Raw genomic sequence first — 20,704 nt, forward strand, 5'->3', positions numbered from 1 at the left:
ATAAGGTGGAGGGATTGAATCATGGGAAAACTGAAGGATAAGGTGGCCATTGTATCGGGTGCAGGAGGAGGTCTGGGTAGTTACATCGCGCTACCTCTGGCAGAAGAGGGGGCATCACTAATACTTACTGATATCAATGGCTCCTATTAGAGGAAACCACTGCACATTGTGAACGTGCAGGGTTTTCGGTTCTTGCCAAGACTGCTGATTTGTCTTAGCTTAAGCAGGTCATTATCGTAAAGTCGCTTATAGCGGCTTTTTTTTAGTGATTTTATTTTTAGGGGGTATCAGGATCATTTTTTGAGGGTTGTGTGCTTGTATTCACCAATCAATAAGATAAGTTGGAGAAAAATACGATTCATATGATTAATTCTAAAAAAACAATTATATTACCATATTCGATAAACGGATTCATTTATTCTTATATAAGAAAGCGATATCATTAAGTTTGGAGGAATGCAAATGGAACGAAACTTACAAGAAATAATTAAACAAATGACATTGGAAGAAAAAGCAGCACTTTGCTCGGGTAAAGATTTCTGGAATACTGAGTCGATTGATCGTCTAGGGATTCCTTCTATTATGATGACAGATGGCCCTCACGGACTTAGAAAACAAGAGGGGAGCGCGGACCATTTAGGTATTAACAAAAGTATACCGGCTACCTGCTTCCCCTCCGGAAGTGGACTTGCCTCATCGTGGAATCGTGAACTTGCCCATACAATGGGAGAAGCCATCGGACAAGAAGCACAAGCCGCGGATATTTCGATTGTTTTGGGGCCTGGTGTGAATATCAAACGTTCCCCGCTGTGTGGCCGAAATTTTGAATATTTTTCTGAAGACCCTTATTTATCGGGAACTATAGGAGCTAGCTATATTGCAGGCGTACAAAGCCAAGGCGTGGGTACTTCCATTAAACATTTTGCTGTAAACAACCAGGAATATAAGCGAATGTCGGTCGATGCGGTGGTCGATGAACGGACTCTACGGGAAATTTATCTTGCGAGCTTTGAATATGCAGTGAAAGAGAGCGAGCCGTGGACCGTCATGGCAGCATACAACAAAGTAAATGGTGATTATTGTTCCGAAAACAGCCGGTTGCTGACTGAAATTCTTCGGGACGAATGGGGATATGCAGGGGTAGTGGTGTCAGACTGGGGAGCGGTCAATGAACGAGATGAAGGAATCGCTGCCGGCATGGATCTGGAGATGCCTTCCAGTAACGGTGTGGGATGCAAGAAAATTATTGAAGCTGTTCAATCGGGAAAACTGAGCGAAGATTTGCTGGATCAGTCTGTTGAGAGATTGTTGTCACTTGTATTCAAAGCTGTAGATAGCCAGCGGAAGTCAGCATCGGTTGATGTAGAAGCTCAACACCAGTTGGCCAGAAAAATTGCAAGTGAAAGCATGGTACTACTTAAGAATGAGGAGAGCATTCTACCTCTAAACACCGAAGATTCCATTGCGGTTATTGGAGCATTCGCGCAGCAACCACGCTACCAGGGCGGCGGGAGTTCACACATTATGCCGACAAAGCTGGATAACATCTATGAGGAAATCCTTAAAACAGCCACTAACAGCGCAAGCATCTCGTATTCGGCCGGTTATGCAGTAGACGAAGATGTTGTAAACGAAGAGCTGATTAATGAAGCAGTTGCTGCCGCAAAGAATGCACAAGTTGCAGTGATTTTTGCCGGACTACCTGAACGTTATGAGTCCGAAGGGTTCGACCGGAGACACCTTCAATTGCCGGAAAGTCACAGAACTTTAATTGAAGCAGTCGCTGAGGTTCAAGAGAATATTATTGTTGTATTGAGCAACGGAGGTCCCATTGAAATGCCTTGGCTGGGTAAAGTTAAAGCTGTATTGGAGGCATACCTTGGAGGACAGGCTTTGGGCGGTGCGATCGTTGATATTCTTTTTGGAAGTGTAAATCCAAGCGGGAAACTGGCTGAGACATTTCCTAAAAAACTGATCCACAATCCGTCGTACCTGAATTTCCCTGGAGACGGCGACACTGCCGAATATCGAGAAGGAATTTTCACGGGCTACCGTCATTACGATACAAGAGATGTCGAACCTTTGTTTCCATTTGGCTTCGGTCTGAGCTACACCCAATTTGAATATAGTGATCTTCAGGTCAGTCATAAACAGATCAAAGATACCGACGGTGTAACGGTTACTGCAAAAGTTAAAAACACGGGTAAAAGAGCGGGCAAAGAGGCTGTTCAGCTATATGTACGTGATGTAGAATCAACGATCCCACGTCCTCTTCAAGAACTGAAGGGGTACACCAAAGTTTCACTTCAGCCTGGTGAAGAGACCACCGTACATTTTGAACTGGATAAAAGAGCCTTCGCTTACTACGATGTTAAGCTGAAAGATTGGCATGTGGAGACGGGTAAATTCGACATAATGGTCGGAAAATCTTCAAGAGAGATTGAACTTTCTGAAACGATTGAGGTAGAATCGAGCGTAATTGTTACTAAACCAATTACCAGATATTCCACATTCGGTGAATTACTGCAACATCCCGTTGGTGCTGAAATTATGGCAGCGATGGGGCAATATGATGGAAATGATGCAGGACTGGGTGAGGGAATGCAGGAATTAATTATGGGTACTACATTGCACAATGCATCACTAATGAGCAACGGTCAGTTCACAGAAGAAACATTACAGAGCATCTTGTCCGCTGTTAACCAGTAAAAGAATGCATCGTTAACACAAGCCCGGCATAGCCCGGGCTTATTCCTCTATTATATGATACGTTTGTTGATACTGCTTAGGGGTTATACCTGAGTGTTTTTTGAAAATTTTGGTAAAATAACTCTGGTCCGTAAAACTCAAAAGAGACCCGATTTCAGAAAGTGGAGTGCTCATAAATTGAATCATATGTTTAGCTTCCTCAATTTTGATCTGTTGAATATATTCATTAACGGGAACCCCAACTTCTTTTTTGAATAATACAGACAGGTAGTTTGGGCTAATACCGGCGTGTTCAGCAATTTCTTCGTGTGTAATTTTGGAATACCGGTGGTTATAAATATAATTTTTACAAAGTGTTACAGTTTTAGAATGCTGCGATTCTTTAACCTGAGAGACTTTCTCGGTTAACGAAAAAAATGCTTCCAAGCAACATTGATCAATTTCTTTATCGGTTCGTAGCTCCTCAAGGCGCTGTATATAAAGATCACTTATTGAAAACGCAAGCTCCGAATAGAGCCCCCCGTCAATTGCTGCTCTGGTTGCAAGAGCTATACCGATGATGCCAAGATTCTTTTTAGAGCGGATATGACTGGATTTGGACAGCACTCCTGTATTTTCATGACCAAGTTGTGTAAAGTGTTTGAGCATATCCAATTTACCTTCCTTGACGAACGTTAACAATTGCTTTTCATTCAACGGGTTGTGATGAAGCATCTCATCATAGGCCACTGAAGTATTGATGGAACCTTGTATTTCTTTTTCCTCGATATGTATACCGCGCAGATAGTCCTGTATTACATCCTCAGCTTCGATCAATTCATGATTAAATATTTGATTAACCAGGATCGCGATGTCGATTAGCTTCTCATGGGGGATCACAGGAACAGATTGATAATAATGATATACTTGTTCCCGGTGAGCAAAGAGATGTGTGTCATTGATAAGTCCATTGATCTTATGTTCAATCAAGCTAAATGGAAGGGAAGGTCCTAAGATGATGGTTCCTTCCTCGTTCTGATCGTTACCAATACGAATTAAAATGTAGTTCTCAAAAAAACTTGTTCTTACAACAGATGGAGTTTCTTTAGACACGGATGGGTCAAACCCCAACACTGAAAAAAAGAAATGTTTATCATTTTTATAAAGCGGATTAAGCATCCGATTACCCAACAATTCAAATTCAACTTCTCCGGTGGAGCTTACGAAGAAGATGGACATATCAAAAAGGTCCGCAATAAGTTTACATTGGGGTTTTAGATTCATATTGTATTTGCCTCCTTTATTAATCATCATATCAAAATTATAAAATTAAAATTATCTTACCATATTGGATGAGCAAAATTCATTATACTATTCCAGTAAGCGTTAACATATTGGTGCAAGATCTAGGATGAAAGGCGGTTATCTCATGGAATTAAAAGATTTTCGTATTGAATACATGCAAAATCCGATGGGGCTGGACACAATAAATCCAAGATTCTCATGGAAATTAGGTTCTACTGAACAGGACGTTATGCAATCCGCTTACCGAATAATAGTTACACAAGATTTACAGAACATCTGGGATTCTGGAAAAAGGGACGAAGACAACTCCGTTTTAGTGGAATATGCTGGCCCTCGTTTAGAGTCCTCGACTATGTATCGAGTTCAAGTCGAAGTTTGGGATAACAAAGGTAATCACGCAGTAACGGAAGGTCATTTTGAGACCGGATTGCTAAAAGGCAGCAACTTTCAGGCAGAGTGGATCACACATCCATTCCCAAGCGAAGAAAGCGCTCCACCCGTGTTCTACAAAGAATTCTCCGTCGAAAAGGAAATTCAACAAGCGCGAATCTATACGAGTGCCCTCGGAGTTTATGAAATTGCGATTAATGGGACAAGAGTAGGAGAGGACTACTTTGCACCTGGATGGACGAATTACAACGAGCGATTGCAGTATCAAACGTACAGTTTGGACGGGATGCTGGAGAGTCAGAATAAAATAGAGATTACGGTGGGGAATGGCTGGTATAAAGGCATATTTGGTTTCACGTGCACGCCAAACCATTACGGGGATCGAGTAGCTGCACTTGCGGAAATTCATATTGTCTATAAAGATGGGTCAAAAGAAATCATTATTACCGACAAAAGTTGGCAGGTGACTACCGGCCCCATCCGTTCAAGCGAAATTTACATGGGCGAGACTTATGATTTTGATTTTTATGAAAGTCAATTCTTCCATGTGGAGACGACCTCTTTCGATAAAAATCGTCTTGTTGCTCAGGAAAGTGAGCCAGTAAAAATCACAAAAAGACTTCCTGCACTTCAATTGATTACTACTCCCAAAGGTGAATGCGTCATTGATTTCGGGCAAATCCTTACGGGGTTTGTAGAGCTTAGAACTAAAGGACAGAAAGGTCAAACGATAACCATACGGCATGCTGAAGTCCTTGATAAGGAAGGAAATTTCTATCCGGATACGTTAAGGCAGGCGGTATCTATTGATCGATTGATCTGCAACGGTAAAAATCAAATTTTCAGCCCTCACTTCACTTTCCATGGATTCCGCTATATCGCCATTGAAGGAATGGATGAGATTCAGCTTGATCAATTCACTGCTTGCGTGCTGCATTCGAGTTTGGAGGAAACAGGTTCTTTCGTAACCTCCAATGCGATGGTGAACCAGTTGCAAAGCAACATCCAGTGGAGCCAAAGAGGTAACTTTCTTGATATACCGACGGACTGCCCACAAAGAGATGAGCGTCTAGGCTGGACAGGAGATGCACAAGTATTTGCTTGGACAGCTGCGTTCAATATGAATGTTGCTTCCTTCTTCAAAAAATGGCTGCGTGACCTTGCCTCTGAACAGACGGAAGAATATGGGGTTCCACATGTCGTCCCTAATATTCTTGGGAATCAGGAAGGGGCTGCCGCCTGGAGTGATGCTGCTGTTATTGTTCCTTGGGTCATGTATCAAACCTATGGAGATCTTCGATTGCTGCGAGAACAATACAACAGCATGAAGGGTTGGATTGATTATATTACTGCACGTTGTGGAGCCAACGGACTATGGCAGACGGGTCAACAATATGGGGACTGGCTCGGTTTAGACAAAGAGGAGATAAGTAATGAAAGGACAGGAGCTACAGATATATATCTGGTAGCAAACGCTTATTATGCGTATTCGACCGAGCTAGTTGCAAAAACAGCTAAGCTTCTGGACAATACCGAAGATGCGGTCCGTTACGAAGCATTGCATAGCCAGATCAAACAGGCATTCAATGCAGAATATATCTCTTCTACCGGCAGACTCGTAAGTGAAACTCAAACGGCCTGCGTGTTAGCGCTACACTTCGATCTTGCCGAGGAAAAATACAAGGATCGAATCCGCAAGACGCTTGAAATCAATATAGCGAAACATAAAAACCATCTCACAACAGGATTTGTTGGTACTCCATATCTTTGTCATGCTTTATCCGACAATGACCTGCATGACCTTGCTGGTACCTTGTTTTTAAAAGAGGATTTCCCTTCTTGGTTGTACGCTGTAAAAAAAGGGGCTACCACGATATGGGAACGGTGGAATTCCATTCTTCCTAATGGTGATTTCGATACTTCAGGTATGAACTCCTTGAATCATTACGCCTACGGTTCCATTGGTGAATGGATGTATAGAAAACTCGCGGGAATTAATCCAATTGAAGCAGGTTATAAGAAGATTCTAATAAAACCTCAATTCATCCGAGGAATCAGTTCAGTAGATGCTGCTTTTGAATCGGTCTACGGAGAGATAAAAAGTTCTTGGTCATGCAAGGGGGGTAAAATAATTGTAAATGTAACGATACCAGCAAATACAACAGCAATTATCGTACTGCCTGAGAAACCAGTGCCACTGGAGGTTGGTTCCGGATCATACCGTTTCGAATATGAGACGGAAACTAGTCTCGAAAGAGAAAGGTTTACGATGGATTCCACACTCAAAGAGATTGTGGAAGAGCCCGTAGCAGTTCAAATGTTAAACGAACACGCTCCCGGTATGCTGGATCACCCGATGATCCAATATGCTTATGATTTTTCTGTAAGCGAAATGCTGGCCAATACTCCGCCGGAGACTGAACAGTTATTTAGAAGTGTCATTCAAATGCTCAATGCCTCCAAGGAGTGAAAGGGAAAGGGTTGAATTTAGAAGGCGCTGCAGAAAACAAGCAGCGCCTTTTGCATTACAGAATTCGTTTTGAAGAACGAAATGATAGCGAAAAAAATGTAGAGTCCCATCATGAAATCACAAAAAAAACAATGATGTTACCATATTTATACTTCGAAGAGAATTAAAATTATGTTTGAAAGCGATATCATGAGGCGAATGAAATAAGGGGGAACAGCCATGAAAACGGAGCGAGAAATCCTTAATCCACCAGTTGTAAAGGGAAGTAAAAAGTCCAAGGCATTAGGTCTTGATGCCCAAGGAATACAGAAAACCATGCGTCCTCACCATTACTTAGGCGACGGAGTAGCACAAGTTGCTTTAAACTCCATCAGCGGACTAATCGGGATGTTAACTTATTTTTATACAGACAAGGTAGGTATTGCAGCTGCCACGGTAGGTACGATTATGCTCATCACCAAACTTATTAATGCCGTAGCTGACTTGTTGATGGGTAGACTCGTTGATGCGACAAAATCCAAATATGGAAAAGCTAGACCTTGGATTCTATGGATGGCTCTACCCGCAATGGCATCGATCATCTTACTGTTTACAGTGCCCGCCGAGGCATCATCAACTGTAAAAACCTTCTATGCTTTGGCTACAGTTGCCTTTGCTTCAGCCATTGTGTATACGGGAATTGCGATCCCGTTCGGAAGCTTGATGGCGATTCGTACCAGAAGTGTAGAGGAACGCAGTAAAATGGGTCTTACCCGAACCATCTTTGGATATATTATCGGGATGATTGTCTCAATCGCATTAATTCCAATAACCAATATGCTTGGCGGGAATCAAAGAGCATGGATCATCGTTGCGGTTGTACTTGGTTTCGTGTCCTTTATTTCCTTAATTCTGACCTTCTTAGCTTCTGAAGAAAAGAATGCTGGCGTAAGTATTGTTGAAAGCGATAACATCCCTTTCTGGGAAAGCATCAAGCTCCTATTCCAGAACAAATATTGGGTTATCATGTTGTTTGCTCAGTTATTGATCAACATGATGTATACACTTAACGGCTCAACTGGAATTTATTATACCAAGTATATTCTTGGGAATGAGGACCTGATAGGAATCATGGGGGCAGTTGGGTTGATTCCGGTTTTTTTGGGATTTGTTATAGTGGGGCCCATGATCAAGAAATTCGGACTTTCCAGAACTGCACGGATAGGTGTGATTCTTGGCATCGTTTCATCACTTATTCGTTGCTTCATGCCATATAACTTTATTGCAGCTTTAGTACTTGGCGGTATCGCTACACTGGCAACCATTCCAATGATGGCTGTGGGCGGGGTGTTGGTGAACAACACCGTAGAATACGGTGAATGGAAGACAGGTAAACGGTTAGTTGGGATGGTCAATAGTGCAAACAGCTTTGGCATTAAAATTGGTACAGGTCTGGCCGCCGCGATGATCGGCTGGATTCTTGCCATGGGAAACTATGACGGAGCGTTAGTAAAGCAGGCGGATTCAGCTATTACCAGCATTCTGGTTCTGACGGTATATCTTCCTTTGGTGATATTCGTTCTTACGTATATCTGCTTGCGCAAGTACGATTTGGATGAGAAGTATCCTCAAATTGTGAAGGAACTGGAAGAACGCTCGAATTCTTAGGAAGAATAAATAGCAGTTGAAAGCGGTAGCATATTTTCGAAGCAGGATGTTACTTTAAAGAGACTGTCTCACATAGGTGAACATGGCTTCGAAAACCGCTTTCATCCGCTCGGAACGAAAGCGATTGATGAATGATAGGGCTAGGATAGCGTTTGGAAATCATTACAATGTATCAAAAAATGGTGTTGGAGAATCATTGTATTAATAGCGTTTTACGATTGAAGGAGTGCTTAGCTTGCTAGATCATTTCATGATTTTAATTAGAAGTATCTCTGCCTTTTTACTTCTATTGGTTATCGCACGGATATTGGGTAAACAAACCTTGTCAAACATGAATTTTCATGAATTTGTCACTGCAGTAATAATGGGCGCGATTGCAGCTAATTTAGCTTTTAATGAGAAAATGGAGGTCATGCATCTAATCATATCGTTAATTGTATTTACTTGTACCTCCTATCTGTTGTCTAAGATGAATCTAAAAAGCAGGAAATTACGTTTATTGGCTGAAGGTTCTCCAACGGTATTAATTGAAGGAGGAAAAATTATGGAGAATAATCTCGCAAAGAATAAACTAACATTAGATTCCTTAAACCAGATGTTAAGACAAAAAGATATATTTAATATCGAAGAAGTAGAATATGCATTGTTGGAAGTAAATGGACAAGTTTCGGTGATGAAAAAAGCCGGTTACAGAGTAGCCACAGTTCAGGATGTACATAAAAAATCTGAACAGAAACAGGAACGTATGCCTGTGGAGCTAGTTATGGATGGAGTGGTATTAGTGATGAACTTGAAGTTAAATGGTATTTCCGATGAAGAGTTACTCATGCAGCTTGAATCAAACAATAAGAACGTTAGTGATGTCTTCTACGCAGTAAAAGGAAGCGATGGTAGATTATATATTGATTATTATAAAGATCAATTAAAACATCCGGTTGATATAGAATAAAAAGAAAATGAGGTGGAGCAACAATGTACCGTTTGTTCATAGTAGTACTTTGTGTTTTTCTGATGCTTGGAACTACCAATACTGCCGGGGCATCAGAGCTCTCTGATAGTTCTCTAATACATGATCTTCAAAATGGTGGGTACATACTTTATATCCGACATGGAGATGCAACTGTAGGGGAAGATCAACCTGATCTTAGTTTGACAGATTGTACGACACAAAGAAATTTAAACGCTCTCGGAAAGGAACAGGCTAAGAAGTATGGCAGTGCTATTCGAAAACTAAATATTCCTGTTTATATGCCCGTGGAAAGTAGCCCCTTATGTAGAACCATACAAACCGCTCAAACTGCTTTTGGTATACAAAATGTAAAAGTTAATGATTTCTGGCTGAATATATATAAACTCAGTCAAAATCCGAGCACTGAAACCATGAACAGTACACTACAAGTTTTCAACAAAGAAGTTGAACAAACACCTCCAATTCATTTCAACAGGGTAATTGTAGCTCATTCTTTCCCTACAGGGTTAGGACTGGGAGAGCTCTCAAGTATGGAGACGGTTATTATACAACCTCTGGGAGATCAAAAAGGGTATAAGGTCATTGGGAAACTAAAATTAGAAGACGTTTTGCGGCTAGCAGGAATGTAACTATATTAAGAACCTGGTTCTTTTGCCGAAATCGCTCTCTATCTGATCCAGTAAATCAACAAACAGGTTAACAATAGATACGAGAATTAATCATGAGAAAAACCGTTGAGCTCCATTGCTCAACGGTTTTTTTGACGGCTCCGAAAGGCGATATATGTGGACTGCAAAGCAGAGCCCAGCACAACGTTTTTTTCAAGCTATACAAGATATATTACCTCTTAATCAGTTGTGAAAACACCTAGCATGCTCTCCGGATAGCGGCTACCGGCTGATCCATTCGGAATGATCTCTGCGATAGTTTGTAAATCAGATGTGGTCAGATCTACATCCGCAGCACCGGCATTTTCAGCAACACGCTTAGGACTGCGTGAGCCGGGTATCGGTACAATTTGCTCATCCTGCGCCAAGATCCAGGCCAAGGCAAGCTGGGCAACGGTTATATTTTTGCTTGCAGCAAGAATCTTTAATTGTTCTACTGCACGCTTGTTGTATATGAAATTCTCGCCCTTCCAGCGCTCATCAATGCGGCGATAATCGTCCTCGGCATACTCTTCCGCTGGTTTGACTTCATCTGTCAGGAAGCCTCTGCCTAGTGGAGAGTAAGGTACAAGACCGATCCCAAGCTCTTGAAGTGTAGTTGTAATTTTTCGTTCATCCAGTTCCCGCTCGAAAACGGAATATTCACTCTGCAATACGGATACAGGAGTGATAGCATGCGCACGACGAATAGTCGTAGAACCGACATTGCTGAGCCCAAAGTATTTAACTTTCCCTTCCTTAATCAGGTCACCCACGGCTCCTGCTACCTCTTCAATAGGAACATTGGGATCTGGAACATGCTGATAAAATACATCGATATAGTCCGTCTGGAGATATTTCAGGCTTTTTTCGGCTACTTTTTTGATGTTCTCGGGTCTACTGTTAAATCCAGAGCCGAAGGGCTCAGCCTCCATGTCTACTCCAAACTTTGTAGCCAGCACAACCTTATCACGGAAGCTCTTGACTGCCTTACCCAGAACCTGCTCATTGTGCCCTGCACCGTAGACCTCGGCTGAGTCGAAAAAGTTAATTCCTACATCAAAGGCTTTGTGGATAGTCTTAATGCCATCTTCATCCGTAGTAGGGCCGTAAGCCGTGGAAATCCCCATGCATCCAAAGCCAATTGCTACTTCCAAACCTTGTCCACCTAATTTGCGATACTTCATAAAAAGACTCCTCCTTTATTGTTTATGATTAGTGTTGCTGCGATGAGAATATCACGTAATGATTACAAAGTAAACAAAAAAGTTCTATTTTGTTTACTTTGTAATCATTCATGTGTATTTTTCATGTATTGTGCAGTATAATAGCGATGATGAGGGAGGTCCTGAACTGAAATGAGTGAAAAAGAGATAAGTGAACGTCGTAATGAGAATCGAAACAAAATTATTGAAAAGTTGCTATCCTATGTACGTAAGAATGGGTTTCTATCGTTGACGATGGATGAAATATCCAAAATTTCTGGTGTCAGTCGTGCCACTTTATATAAATATTTTTCTACGAAGGATGATATTATTGAGTTTTTGGTCCACGCATTTGTGCAAAATATTGAAGAAGTAATTGAAGAAGAAGGGGCGACAAGACTGGGTATCCGTTTTCAGGAGATCTTCGAAAAGTCGGTTATGTTAAGAGAGTTTTTGACCCGAATCTTCTTGCATGATCTGGAACAAGGCTATCCTGAGCAATATGAGCTGCTGAAGCAGACGATGAAACGTAGAGATGAACAGCAGCTTCGCTTTTATGAAGCAGGGCAGAGTCAAGGTATTTTCAATCCTGTTAATGGCAAGCTCATTGCACTGCAGGATGAAATATTGTTATATATGCTAGATGCTCAATTTCTGCTGGAAAATAATTTGACTGTTTATCAAGCGCTATACGATTATTATCAACTTCGAAAATTTCAGTTGTTCCGAACGGAAAAACTTCACCTTGTTGATGATCAAATATTCCTGCCCAAACTGGAGTACATGGCTCAAAAAATTACGAGAAACCTGTTCTGAGACTTTGGAGGGAGAAACAAGTTGCCTCGCAGTGCGAGGCAGTATCAGTTGATGCTGCTAGTGAAGGCAGGTATATCGTACGATGCGGATTAATCGTTGGGAACGATTGGATCAGGAAGACTAAACTTTGGTATTTTATCTCGTCCCATAAATGGGCCAGTCTGAGGTAAGTTTTGATAACGATTAATAGAACTCTATTTTTATAACATAGTGAAAGTTATCTCAAATTATTATTTAGTTGCAAAAGAAGGTGTCGACTGCATTCTGTCGGGACCTTCTTTTATTGTATTAACTCTTTAAGTAAATCTCTGAAATTAAGCAAAATAGTACAGTGATTTGGATAATTCCACAGTGGATGCGTATATGTACCAAGCTATAGCTCAGTAGTATCCTAATCTTAAGAAACAAATGAAGTCCATGTGAGTTGAAGTCATTGGATACAGAGAAGGGTAGGAGAATAATATGAGTAAACAGCATTGGGACGCAACCAAAATACCTGATCAACAAGGAAAAGTGATCATCGTAACCGGCTCAACAAGCGGTCTTGGTAAAGAAGCCGTAAAAACCATTGCAGGTAAGAACGCAAAGGTGATTATGGCGGTAAGGAATGTAGATAAAGGTAAAGAAGTTGTCAACGAACTCAAAAAGGAATTTAAACATGCGGATATTAACGTTCGGAAATTAGACTTATCCAATCTGAGTTCTATTCGAGCTTTTGCCAATGTAATGGTGGAAAACTATGATCGGTTGGATATACTGATTAATAATGCAGGAATTATGTTTCCTCCTTACTCTAAAACGGTTGATGGGTTCGAGAATCAGTTCGGAACCAATCATTTAGGTCACTTTGCGTTAACTGGCTTACTTATGCCCCTCTTGAAAAAGACAGAAGGATCAAGAATTGTCGTACTATCCAGTTTAGGCCATACGATGGGAAAACTCGATTTTGAAGATTTGAACTGGGAAGCGAGAAAATATGATACACAGAAAGCTTACGGTGATAGTAAATTAGCCAACCTTTACTTCACGTATGAGCTTGCAAGAAGGCTCAAAAGAGAAGGTGATCATCCCAGAATTACGGCTGCACATCCAGGCTGGACAGCAACAGACTTACAGAGAAACTCAGCTTTTATGAGCGGAATGAATAGGTTTTTTGCTCAGCGTGTGCATATGGGGGTTTTACCTACCCTTCGAGCTGCTTTTGATGAAGAGGCAAAAGCCGGAGATTTTTTTGGACCATCGAAATTAATGAATATGAGAGGATATCCCGTTGTCCACTCATCGAACAAGCTATCCTATGATGAAACCATTGCCAGAGAATTATGGCAACGTTCAGAGGAAATGACGGGAATTAAATTCTAAAGGTGATAACAAGAGGGTGATACGATGAACGAAATGATCCGGATTGATTCAATCTCTTCATTACATGAGCTTTTGGGGTATGATAAACCAAAACATCCTCTGATCACATGTATAGAGCTAGACAAATTTAATCCGAACATGGTATATCAGAACACACAGTTTATTAACGGATTTTATACGATCTCATTAAAGAACGGTGAGGATTTTGATATCAAATATGGACGTCGCTACTATGATTTTAGTGAAGGCAGTATGATCTTCGTGGCGCCGGAACAGCGATTAACGGTTGACTATGATCCGGGTGATCACGGTTCGGAAGGATGGATGCTGTGTTTTCATCCGGATTTAATTAGAACAAGTTCATTAGGAAACAAAATGGATGAGTATACTTTCTTTTCTTATGCAGCGAATGAGGCGCTTCATGTATCAGAGAAGGAGAAGGATATTGTAACCAAAATCGTGCATATCCTCATCGAGGAATTCAGCCAGAATATAGATATATACTCGACGGACTTAATTGTTTCCAATCTTGAAGTATTACTTAATTATGCACAGCGATTCTATGGAAGACAATTTATTACTCGAAAAACGATTCATCATGATGTGGTGGATCGATTCGAGCAATTATTAAAAGAAAGCTTTACCTTGCAGCAACTTGGGGAGAACGGTATACCCAGTGTGAAAGAGCTTGCCAAAGAAATGGGGTACTCCACCAATTATTTAAGCGATCTGTTGAAGAAAGAAACAGGAAAAAATACACAAGAACATATTCATTATCAGATCATCCATCATGCCAAAAACCTGCTGTCCGGTACTTCAGAACCGATCTCTAATATTGCTTACAAGCTTGGCTTCGAATATCCAGCCAATTTCTCGAAATTTTTTAAATTACAGACGGGAATGTCGCCCAATCAATTTAGAAAACATTAGATCTGACCAATTACCGGAATGGGGACAAAAGAACATATGACCAAGGACAAGAACTTGTTTTCTTTGCCGAAAAGGACAGAATAATGTGTCATTGCAGATTAAATTGTTCAGATAACATAATTTCAGAGCTAATGTGTTGAGATCAAAGAACATCGCTCTCTGAAGGCATAATCTCCATTCCACTGCTTTAAGATAGTGGGTCCGTCGCTTTAAGTTACACTTACAATTTATACGGAAACGTACCGGACATGAATTCTACCATTGATTTATCTTAATTAACCTAAAAGCCTTCTTTCCTTAGGAGAGAAGGTTTTTAGGTTCAATAGAATTTTGTTGACACACTTATAGCCTAATGTTAGGATACATTTATCCTAACATTAGGATGAATAGTAATAGGATAAAGAGGAGATTGAATTTATGAGTGTTCTATCCATTGTTTTGCAAGTGATTTTAGGGTTGGGTTTTCTTATGTTTGGGTTGATGAAGTTTGGGTCCAAGCAGATGGTGGAAGGATTTAAGGGCTATGGATATCCTGGAGCGTTCAGAGTATTTACAGGGTTGATCGAAGTCATTGCAGCAGGTTTAGTTATTGCAGGTTTATGGATTGATGGTTTGGCTGCATGGGGTGGTTTACTCATCGTGGTAACGATGATCGGTGCGATCTTGACCCACATTAAAATAAAGGATCAATTGAAACAAATGCTCATGCCGATCATTTTATTAATTCTGGGATTGGTCGTATTTCTAATCAATTACGGATCTTTGTTTGTGTGAATTGTCCGTTAAACGGAGGAGTGAGTATAGTGGGAATCCAAATTATTAAACCTAAAGATCAAGCGAGTGGTCAGTTTGATGGTGGTAAAATCAAAGAACAAAAACCAATCGGTTTTTCTGGAGAAGGCTCCATCATTACTCGACTAGGCCCTCTGTTTTACTGGGCTTGGGCTCATTCACAGGAACCGGCAGAAATCGGATTCCATCCACATCAAGGCTTCGAAATCATCACTTATGTGATCCATGGTAAGGGATATCATCGGGATACATTGGGTACAGAAAGTGTTGTACAAGAAGGAGGAGCCCAGCTCATGCAAACAGGCTCTGGTGTGCAACATGCTGAGGCGTTAAAGGAGCCGACTGAAGCCTTTCAAATTTGGTTTGAACCACATCTAAGCCAAGCCGTTAAACGTACGCCTATTTATTCGCAATTCGATTCTAATCAGTTTCCATTAGTGGATATAGATGACGTCAAAATTAAAACACTCTTAGGAAACAATTCTCCTATGCAAACCGTGACTGATGCTCAGATGTGGGATGTACTTATTCCTAAGGGAACAGTATACCATCATAGCCTTTCCTTGGGCCGTACATTGGCTAGTTTAACCATTAGAGGAGATGGCACTCTTTTTTCAGACACCATTAAAGTAACTCATTTCTCACAAAAGGATTTTATTATCGTTCAATCAGAGCAAGAAGAGAGAGTAGCCCTACAAGCTGTTGATCAAGACCTTAGAATGTTGATTATTGAAGTTCCGACTGAAGTTGATTATCCTTTATACAGAAAACCAAGATAACTGTTACGAATTGAAGGTATCAATAGGAGGTCCTGTACATGTTTCAAGGAGATGAACAAAGTCAGATCGATTTACGGCTTTTCCGTGTGTGGGCAAAGGCTAGTAAAACTGTTTTTGATGACGTTGTAAAAGATATAGAACGATATGGCATTAGCAATGAGAACTTTATGGTTCTGGAACTCCTCTACAATAAAGGACCACACACGGTCCAAAGTATAAGTGAGAAATTTTCGATCCCTAGCGGGAGTATCACATATGTAGTTGATAAGCTTGAAAAGAAAGAATTAGTAAAGCGAGAACCAAGTCCAACAGACCGTCGATCTTCAATTGTAGTCATTACGGATCAAGGACAGAATGTATTTAAAGAGATCTTTCCTCAACACGTTGAGGTGATATCCAAAAATCTGTCTTCGATTACCAATGAAGAAAAAATACAGTTAACCGAGCTTCTCAAGAAGCTCGGACTAGGTGCTAGTAAGATCAACGAATGAATTGAGATGAAACCAACTTTTGGTTTCTAAGCCTCCATCGAACTCATAAGGAAGGACAGACAAAGATGGAACAATATCGTATTCACCAAGAAAAAGGTATGGAGATCGGTCTCTATTCGCAGTAGGGGAGAGCCATCAGCCGTTATTTGCAACCCAGGCACATACCGTGATCCTTGGAGCAATTGCTTAGCAACCAAAACTATAAAAATCGCCAGTTCGGCAACAGTCCTGAGTACATCCAATCCGGTTCGGGTATATGAAGATTTTGCAACGTTGGATCTGATTTCAAATGGACGTGCGAAAATTGTAGCAGGACGTGGTTCACGTCTAGGTGCATATGAGTTATTAGGTTTTGATGTAAGTAACTATGAAGAACTGTTTGAAGAGAAATTGGCTTTACTGCTGAAGATTAACGAAGAAGAGCGTGTTACATGGCAAGGGGAATTCCGGGCACCACTACATCATGCTGAAATCATCCCCCAACCATTAGATGGGAAAATGCCAATATGGCGTGCAGTAGGAGGACCACCAGCAAGTGCGATTAAAGCAGGTTTAGCAGGGGTACCCATGATGCTAACGACACTTGGTGGACCGTCAACAGCATTTAAAATTGCTGTAGATCGTTACCGTGAAGCTGCACGAAGTGCAGGCTTTGATCCTGCAGGATTACCCATCTCCACAACTACGGTTCAATTAAGAGGCAGTGGTTATCCTGAGCAACAATTCTTGGCTGCTACCGATTATCGAGATGCACTCATGGTGGGCTCTCCTCAGCAAATTATTGAAAAAATGTTGTATCAATACGAGTTGTATGGTCAACAACGATTCTTAGCCGAGATCGATGCAGGTAGCGTCAGTATGGATCAGATTAAAAAGAACATTGAACTACTTGTTCTTTCACAAACACTTCTTCTCTAATTTGAAAAGCGATCTTGAGCTCCTCAATAGAGTCTATTTTTTTTGATTTCATTTCTTATAATCCTTTCAGAAATTCATTTTATAATGATAAACAAACTAAACATTTTTATAGATGATTATAAACGATAATATTTTTGTTGTGAATACAACAAAAATGAGAAACTGAAGGGTTACGAAAGACGATCCCAATCCATATAACCAATAGATGGACTGGGATCGTCTTTACGTGGGATGTAGCGGTACAAGAACACTGCACCATTGCCAAAATGGAATAGATTATTGTCACTACGGGCTTTCCTGCGCCACTATCGACTACTTACTGAAATCAAGTACGAGACGACCCCGAACGCCCTTGCTTTCAAAGCGAAGGTGTGCATTGTAAGCTTGCTCTGCTGGAAAGATGTCTGCCACTCGGGGAGTCAAAATTCCCTTTTCAACTTCTTCACTAATATAACGTAACGAATAGTAACTGGTTAAAGACACATATTCTCCAAAAATTCCTCGACCCGGTTGCCCTGGCCAAGGTCTTAGAAACGCAATCCGTCCATTATCCCGGACGGCTGGAACGACCGCTCCCATCTGTGCAGCGGAGTCTGCGAGACCATCTACACCATCAGGAACCAGTTTACGAATATTATAACCGATCTCTTCGCCGCGACGAACAACCTCATCGGCTCCAAGGTCACGAACAAGTTGTTCGTCTTCAGCGGAAGCATCAGCGATAACACGTAAACCCCGTTTTTTGGCAAGTTGAATGATATACCCACCCACGATTCCAGCCGCACCGGTCACTGCCAAAGTCTGTCCTGGTGCAAGATTAAGTTGATCCAATGTCGTATGAGCAGTAACACCATTCATTGGTAATGTGCTTGCCGCTGCAAAATCTAAACCTTCAGGTATGCGGGATATATGCTCAGCAGGAACCACAACCTCATCAGCATAGGCACCACCATAGGGGCTGAATGGAGATGCAATTGCCATCACACGATCACCAACCTGCCATTTGACTCCACTTCCCACTTCACTGATAACACCTGCTGCCTCTTTTCCAGGAATTAAAGGACGTGATCTTCCAGCGAATCCTCCCATTTGTCCAGATCGAAAAGCAATGTCTACAGGGTTAACAGACGCAGCATGTACTCGAATTCGTACTTCTCCGGGACCAGGATGTACCTCTTTTATATCAAAGACTTTTAATTTGTCAGGTCCTCCAAAATCATTCATTCCCACTACACGCATCGACTTACACTCCCTTTATATCGTTTTAAGTACAGAATCATTCTATTGTGGCATTTCAGTTTAGTAAAGTACGCAATTTTTTTAAACTAGGTTTACTTTTCTAAACCTATATACGATCAATTGGTTCTAATTTAAGGGTATCTACACATGTCTATTTCTATAAATTTTTGAACTAAAACTCTACATTGACAAGCTTTTAATAGAATGTTAGTTTAAATACTATACCTACAAACATTTTGTTACTAAATGTGGATTGTAAACTTATAAAACTATACTATCTTTGTGAGGTAAAACAAGATGAACCATAATCCAGATGATATCTGTCTTATATCTATAAAAACAATTACAGATATCTTTAGTAGCAAGTGGTCATTTGTGATCATGGGAGAGTTAAACTCAAAGCCTAAACGTTTTAATGAATTAAGAAGAAATACAGAGATAAGCACAAAATCTCTCACTGATGCCCTGAAAAGTTTAGAAGCAAACGGAATTGTGACACGCACTGTATTGACAGCCTCACCCGTTACAGTGGAGTACTCATTAACTGAAAAAGGTCGTGACTTTGAAGGTGTATTTGTCTCAATGAACAAATGGGGAGATAAGTGGCTGAAAGACTAACTATGATGATCTATTTGTATACATACAGCAAGGTTTTCTTTTTTTAATCTCTGATTCTCTGGTTCATCTAAGAATTGAATTCTAACTTTTGAAACTGATTGACTTTGAATAACGAATATGGTTCCTTAATTCCCGATTTTATAGATTTCGACTGAAAAAGGAGGGTGATAACATTCATGTTGATCATAACTTTTAAGCAGGGTATCAATCATAAGAGATCACTTAGAATATTTTGCAGACCAAAACGTTAATCGCCAAATGAGAAGGAAAAGGCGGGATTGATAAAAACGAATTATTCTCTTCATCAAGCTCAATTGATGTCAAAGGACAGGAACATATTCCCATTGAAGTCGCTATTTTAGCGGCTTCTTTATTTTATCGGTACAAGTTCTTGTCCCATGCTAAGGACAAGAACTTGTACCGATTGCCGGAATTGACAAGAACATAGTCCGATTCCCGATTAGGTGTATATCTAAATGTACTGACAGCAAAGGAAATAAATTAAGCCAAGTAAAAGAATAATTTTACATTAATAAAATCCAAATCCCTGAGTTAGCTGTCTATATAACATGAGGTGAACGACAATGATCGATGCACAGCAACAAATTAACGCCGCACAAAACGGAGATCACGATGCCTTCGTTTCTCTTATAAAGGATCGAACGGATAAGCTGCACCGAGTGGCTCGCCATTATGTACGGGAGTCCACCAATTTCAGTTAGTACAAGACGACAATATTGACTCGAACACCAAGTTGATGGTATGGAAGCAACAGAATGAAGAACGTCCAGCCAAGAATGACCGGTCTTGGAAGGCCTCCTGGGCTGATCAGATGAAGGGAGCGGTCAAGGCGTGAGTAGACAGCCAAACTGGACAACTGATTGACTTTGTTTCACATGGTAAGCCAGATCAACTAGCTCCATTAACCTGGGATCGAGACGCATGTACAGAAGTAGCTATGGACTATGTCCGAGGAATAGCAGCCGAAATGTTGCCGTATCTCAAGCTTCTAACTGAAGAGACCGATGACGAAGATCGTTTGGAAATCATTCGCTTTGGTGCATATGTTCAAGACGTATCTGTCAGGGATGAATGCTACCAACTAGCTGTTGACCGCTCTAATGGGAGGGTCAAAAGTTTGATGTCCCCCTCCATAAGGCCAGAACAGTTATAGAAAGTGGTGACCGTACCTTCATTTGATTCCCAGACAGCCATCCTCCGCTGGACGGCACAGACCAAGTTGCGTCTGCAATGGGAACGGATGCACAATGTTAGGGCGGAAGAGGCCTCGTACGAACTAGTGTATCGAATGATTGGTAGCGAGCACGAGCGGACGCCCGAAGTGCTTGATGCGCATACGGGGAAGTTATACGAAAATAAGTGATAGTGGTTGGAGGTGTTCCAGAGAGTAATCTATAACCTATACAGCAGTTTACC

Annotated in this window: 18 protein-coding genes and 2 pseudogenes; 17 read left to right on the forward strand and 3 right to left on the reverse strand. The window is 41.0% G+C overall.

The window, feature by feature from the left end; genetic code table 11:
* The first annotated feature begins 21 nt into the window (after positions 1 to 21).
* Together MKY23_RS15395 and MKY23_RS15400 are read left to right on the forward strand one after the other, a co-directional pair.
* A complete protein-coding gene (locus MKY23_RS15395) occupies positions 22 to 150 on the forward strand; it encodes a hypothetical protein (RefSeq protein WP_339830614.1) in 129 nt (42 codons plus the stop codon).
* A 312-nt stretch (positions 151 to 462) separates the two neighbouring features.
* On the forward strand, positions 463 to 2,709 hold the full coding sequence (locus MKY23_RS15400; protein WP_339830615.1) for a glycoside hydrolase family 3 C-terminal domain-containing protein: 2,247 nt from the start codon (positions 463 to 465) through the stop codon (positions 2,707 to 2,709).
* A 39-nt stretch (positions 2,710 to 2,748) separates the two neighbouring features.
* Here the strand turns inward: MKY23_RS15400 and MKY23_RS15405 are convergent, their stop codons facing one another.
* Positions 2,749 to 3,972, reverse strand: coding sequence for a helix-turn-helix domain-containing protein (locus MKY23_RS15405; protein WP_339830616.1), 1,224 nt, complete (start codon positions 3,970 to 3,972; stop codon positions 2,749 to 2,751).
* Between the two features lie 145 nt (positions 3,973 to 4,117).
* Between MKY23_RS15405 and MKY23_RS15410 the strand changes: the two genes are divergently transcribed.
* The 5 genes from MKY23_RS15410 (at position 4,118) to MKY23_RS15430 (ending at position 10,099) form a co-directional block, all read left to right on the forward strand.
* Positions 4,118 to 6,853 (forward strand): glycoside hydrolase family 78 protein, encoded by a 2,736-nt coding sequence (locus tag MKY23_RS15410; RefSeq protein WP_339830617.1) that lies wholly within the window; start codon positions 4,118 to 4,120, stop codon positions 6,851 to 6,853.
* Between the two features lie 11 nt (positions 6,854 to 6,864).
* Positions 6,865 to 7,020: a hypothetical protein gene (locus tag MKY23_RS15415; protein ID WP_339830618.1), complete on the forward strand. Its 156-nt coding sequence runs from the start codon at positions 6,865 to 6,867 to the stop codon at positions 7,018 to 7,020.
* 52 nt (positions 7,021 to 7,072) lie between these two features.
* Positions 7,073 to 8,500, forward strand: coding sequence for a glycoside-pentoside-hexuronide (GPH):cation symporter (locus MKY23_RS15420; RefSeq protein ID WP_339830620.1), 1,428 nt, complete (start codon positions 7,073 to 7,075; stop codon positions 8,498 to 8,500).
* Between the two features lie 250 nt (positions 8,501 to 8,750).
* Positions 8,751 to 9,449 carry a DUF421 domain-containing protein gene (locus MKY23_RS15425; RefSeq protein ID WP_253494363.1) on the forward strand — a complete coding sequence of 233 codons (699 nt, stop codon included), beginning with the start codon at positions 8,751 to 8,753 and terminating at the stop codon, positions 9,447 to 9,449.
* A 23-nt stretch (positions 9,450 to 9,472) separates the two neighbouring features.
* Positions 9,473 to 10,099, forward strand: a complete 627-nt coding sequence (locus tag MKY23_RS15430; protein WP_339830622.1) for a histidine phosphatase family protein — start codon at positions 9,473 to 9,475, stop codon at positions 10,097 to 10,099.
* A 218-nt stretch (positions 10,100 to 10,317) separates the two neighbouring features.
* Here the strand turns inward: MKY23_RS15430 and MKY23_RS15435 are convergent, their stop codons facing one another.
* Entirely contained in the window at positions 10,318 to 11,304 is a 987-nt protein-coding gene (locus MKY23_RS15435) for an aldo/keto reductase (RefSeq protein WP_339830624.1), read from the reverse strand.
* A gap of 171 nt (positions 11,305 to 11,475) precedes the next feature.
* Here MKY23_RS15435 and MKY23_RS15440 point away from each other — a divergent pair, with 171 nt between their 5' ends.
* From MKY23_RS15440 to MKY23_RS15470, 7 genes and pseudogenes are all read left to right on the forward strand, one after another.
* Positions 11,476 to 12,138: a TetR/AcrR family transcriptional regulator gene (locus MKY23_RS15440; protein WP_339830626.1), complete on the forward strand. Its 663-nt coding sequence runs from the start codon at positions 11,476 to 11,478 to the stop codon at positions 12,136 to 12,138.
* A gap of 462 nt (positions 12,139 to 12,600) precedes the next feature.
* The gene (locus MKY23_RS15445) at positions 12,601 to 13,500 is read left to right on the forward strand and encodes an oxidoreductase (protein ID WP_339830628.1); all 900 of its coding nucleotides are present in this window, start codon (positions 12,601 to 12,603) and stop codon (positions 13,498 to 13,500) included.
* A gap of 24 nt (positions 13,501 to 13,524) precedes the next feature.
* Positions 13,525 to 14,430, forward strand: coding sequence for a helix-turn-helix domain-containing protein (locus MKY23_RS15450; protein ID WP_339830630.1), 906 nt, complete (start codon positions 13,525 to 13,527; stop codon positions 14,428 to 14,430).
* 417 nt (positions 14,431 to 14,847) lie between these two features.
* Positions 14,848 to 15,204: a DoxX family protein gene (locus MKY23_RS15455; RefSeq protein WP_339830632.1), complete on the forward strand. Its 357-nt coding sequence runs from the start codon at positions 14,848 to 14,850 to the stop codon at positions 15,202 to 15,204.
* A gap of 29 nt (positions 15,205 to 15,233) precedes the next feature.
* Positions 15,234 to 16,001, forward strand: a complete 768-nt coding sequence (locus tag MKY23_RS15460; RefSeq protein ID WP_339830634.1) for a pirin family protein — start codon at positions 15,234 to 15,236, stop codon at positions 15,999 to 16,001.
* A gap of 38 nt (positions 16,002 to 16,039) precedes the next feature.
* A complete protein-coding gene (locus MKY23_RS15465; RefSeq protein WP_253494350.1) occupies positions 16,040 to 16,492 on the forward strand; it encodes a MarR family transcriptional regulator in 453 nt (150 codons plus the stop codon).
* Positions 16,493 to 16,557: 65 nt separating this feature from the next.
* A pseudogene (locus MKY23_RS15470) lies at positions 16,558 to 17,410 on the forward strand (LLM class flavin-dependent oxidoreductase).
* Between the two features lie 312 nt (positions 17,411 to 17,722).
* Here the strand turns inward: MKY23_RS15470 and MKY23_RS15475 are convergent.
* Positions 17,723 to 18,649, reverse strand: a complete 927-nt coding sequence (locus MKY23_RS15475) for an NADP-dependent oxidoreductase (protein ID WP_253494349.1) — start codon at positions 18,647 to 18,649, stop codon at positions 17,723 to 17,725.
* Between the two features lie 297 nt (positions 18,650 to 18,946).
* Between MKY23_RS15475 and MKY23_RS15480 the strand changes: the two genes are divergently transcribed.
* From MKY23_RS15480 to MKY23_RS15490, 3 genes and pseudogenes are all read left to right on the forward strand, one after another.
* Positions 18,947 to 19,267, forward strand: coding sequence for a helix-turn-helix domain-containing protein (locus MKY23_RS15480; protein WP_253494348.1), 321 nt, complete (start codon positions 18,947 to 18,949; stop codon positions 19,265 to 19,267).
* Positions 19,268 to 20,138: 871 nt separating this feature from the next.
* A pseudogene (locus tag MKY23_RS15485) lies at positions 20,139 to 20,441 on the forward strand (hypothetical protein); the annotation flags it as partial.
* A gap of 6 nt (positions 20,442 to 20,447) precedes the next feature.
* Positions 20,448 to 20,651: a hypothetical protein gene (locus MKY23_RS15490; RefSeq protein WP_339830638.1), complete on the forward strand. Its 204-nt coding sequence runs from the start codon at positions 20,448 to 20,450 to the stop codon at positions 20,649 to 20,651.
* The last annotated feature ends 53 nt before the right edge of the window (positions 20,652 to 20,704 follow it).

The sequence above is a fragment of the Paenibacillus sp. FSL R7-0272 genome, assembly GCF_037969905.1.
Taxonomy (GTDB): Bacteria; Bacillota; Bacilli; order Paenibacillales; family Paenibacillaceae; genus Paenibacillus; species Paenibacillus polysaccharolyticus.

Excerpts from the sequence above, each read along its gene's own strand:
- MKY23_RS15410 (WP_339830617.1), top strand. The coding sequence starts at position 4,118 with ATGGAATTAAAAGATTTTCGTATTGAATACATGCAAAATCCGATGGGG.
- MKY23_RS15445 (WP_339830628.1), top strand. The coding sequence starts at position 12,601 with ATGAGTAAACAGCATTGGGACGCAACCAAAATACCTGATCAACAAGGA.
- MKY23_RS15395 (WP_339830614.1), top strand. The coding sequence starts at position 22 with ATGGGAAAACTGAAGGATAAGGTGGCCATTGTATCGGGTGCAGGAGGA.
- MKY23_RS15450 (WP_339830630.1), top strand. The coding sequence starts at position 13,525 with ATGAACGAAATGATCCGGATTGATTCAATCTCTTCATTACATGAGCTT.
- MKY23_RS15420 (WP_339830620.1), top strand. The coding sequence starts at position 7,073 with ATGAAAACGGAGCGAGAAATCCTTAATCCACCAGTTGTAAAGGGAAGT.
- MKY23_RS15430 (WP_339830622.1), top strand. The coding sequence starts at position 9,473 with ATGTACCGTTTGTTCATAGTAGTACTTTGTGTTTTTCTGATGCTTGGA.
- MKY23_RS15480 (WP_253494348.1), top strand. The coding sequence starts at position 18,947 with ATGAACCATAATCCAGATGATATCTGTCTTATATCTATAAAAACAATT.
- MKY23_RS15425 (WP_253494363.1), top strand. The coding sequence starts at position 8,751 with ATGATTTTAATTAGAAGTATCTCTGCCTTTTTACTTCTATTGGTTATC.
- MKY23_RS15475 (WP_253494349.1), bottom strand. The coding sequence starts at position 18,649 with ATGCGTGTAGTGGGAATGAATGATTTTGGAGGACCTGACAAATTAAAA.
- MKY23_RS15455 (WP_339830632.1), top strand. The coding sequence starts at position 14,848 with ATGAGTGTTCTATCCATTGTTTTGCAAGTGATTTTAGGGTTGGGTTTT.
- MKY23_RS15465 (WP_253494350.1), top strand. The coding sequence starts at position 16,040 with ATGTTTCAAGGAGATGAACAAAGTCAGATCGATTTACGGCTTTTCCGT.
- MKY23_RS15405 (WP_339830616.1), bottom strand. The coding sequence starts at position 3,972 with ATGAATCTAAAACCCCAATGTAAACTTATTGCGGACCTTTTTGATATG.
- MKY23_RS15435 (WP_339830624.1), bottom strand. The coding sequence starts at position 11,304 with ATGAAGTATCGCAAATTAGGTGGACAAGGTTTGGAAGTAGCAATTGGC.
- MKY23_RS15440 (WP_339830626.1), top strand. The coding sequence starts at position 11,476 with ATGAGTGAAAAAGAGATAAGTGAACGTCGTAATGAGAATCGAAACAAA.
- MKY23_RS15400 (WP_339830615.1), top strand. The coding sequence starts at position 463 with ATGGAACGAAACTTACAAGAAATAATTAAACAAATGACATTGGAAGAA.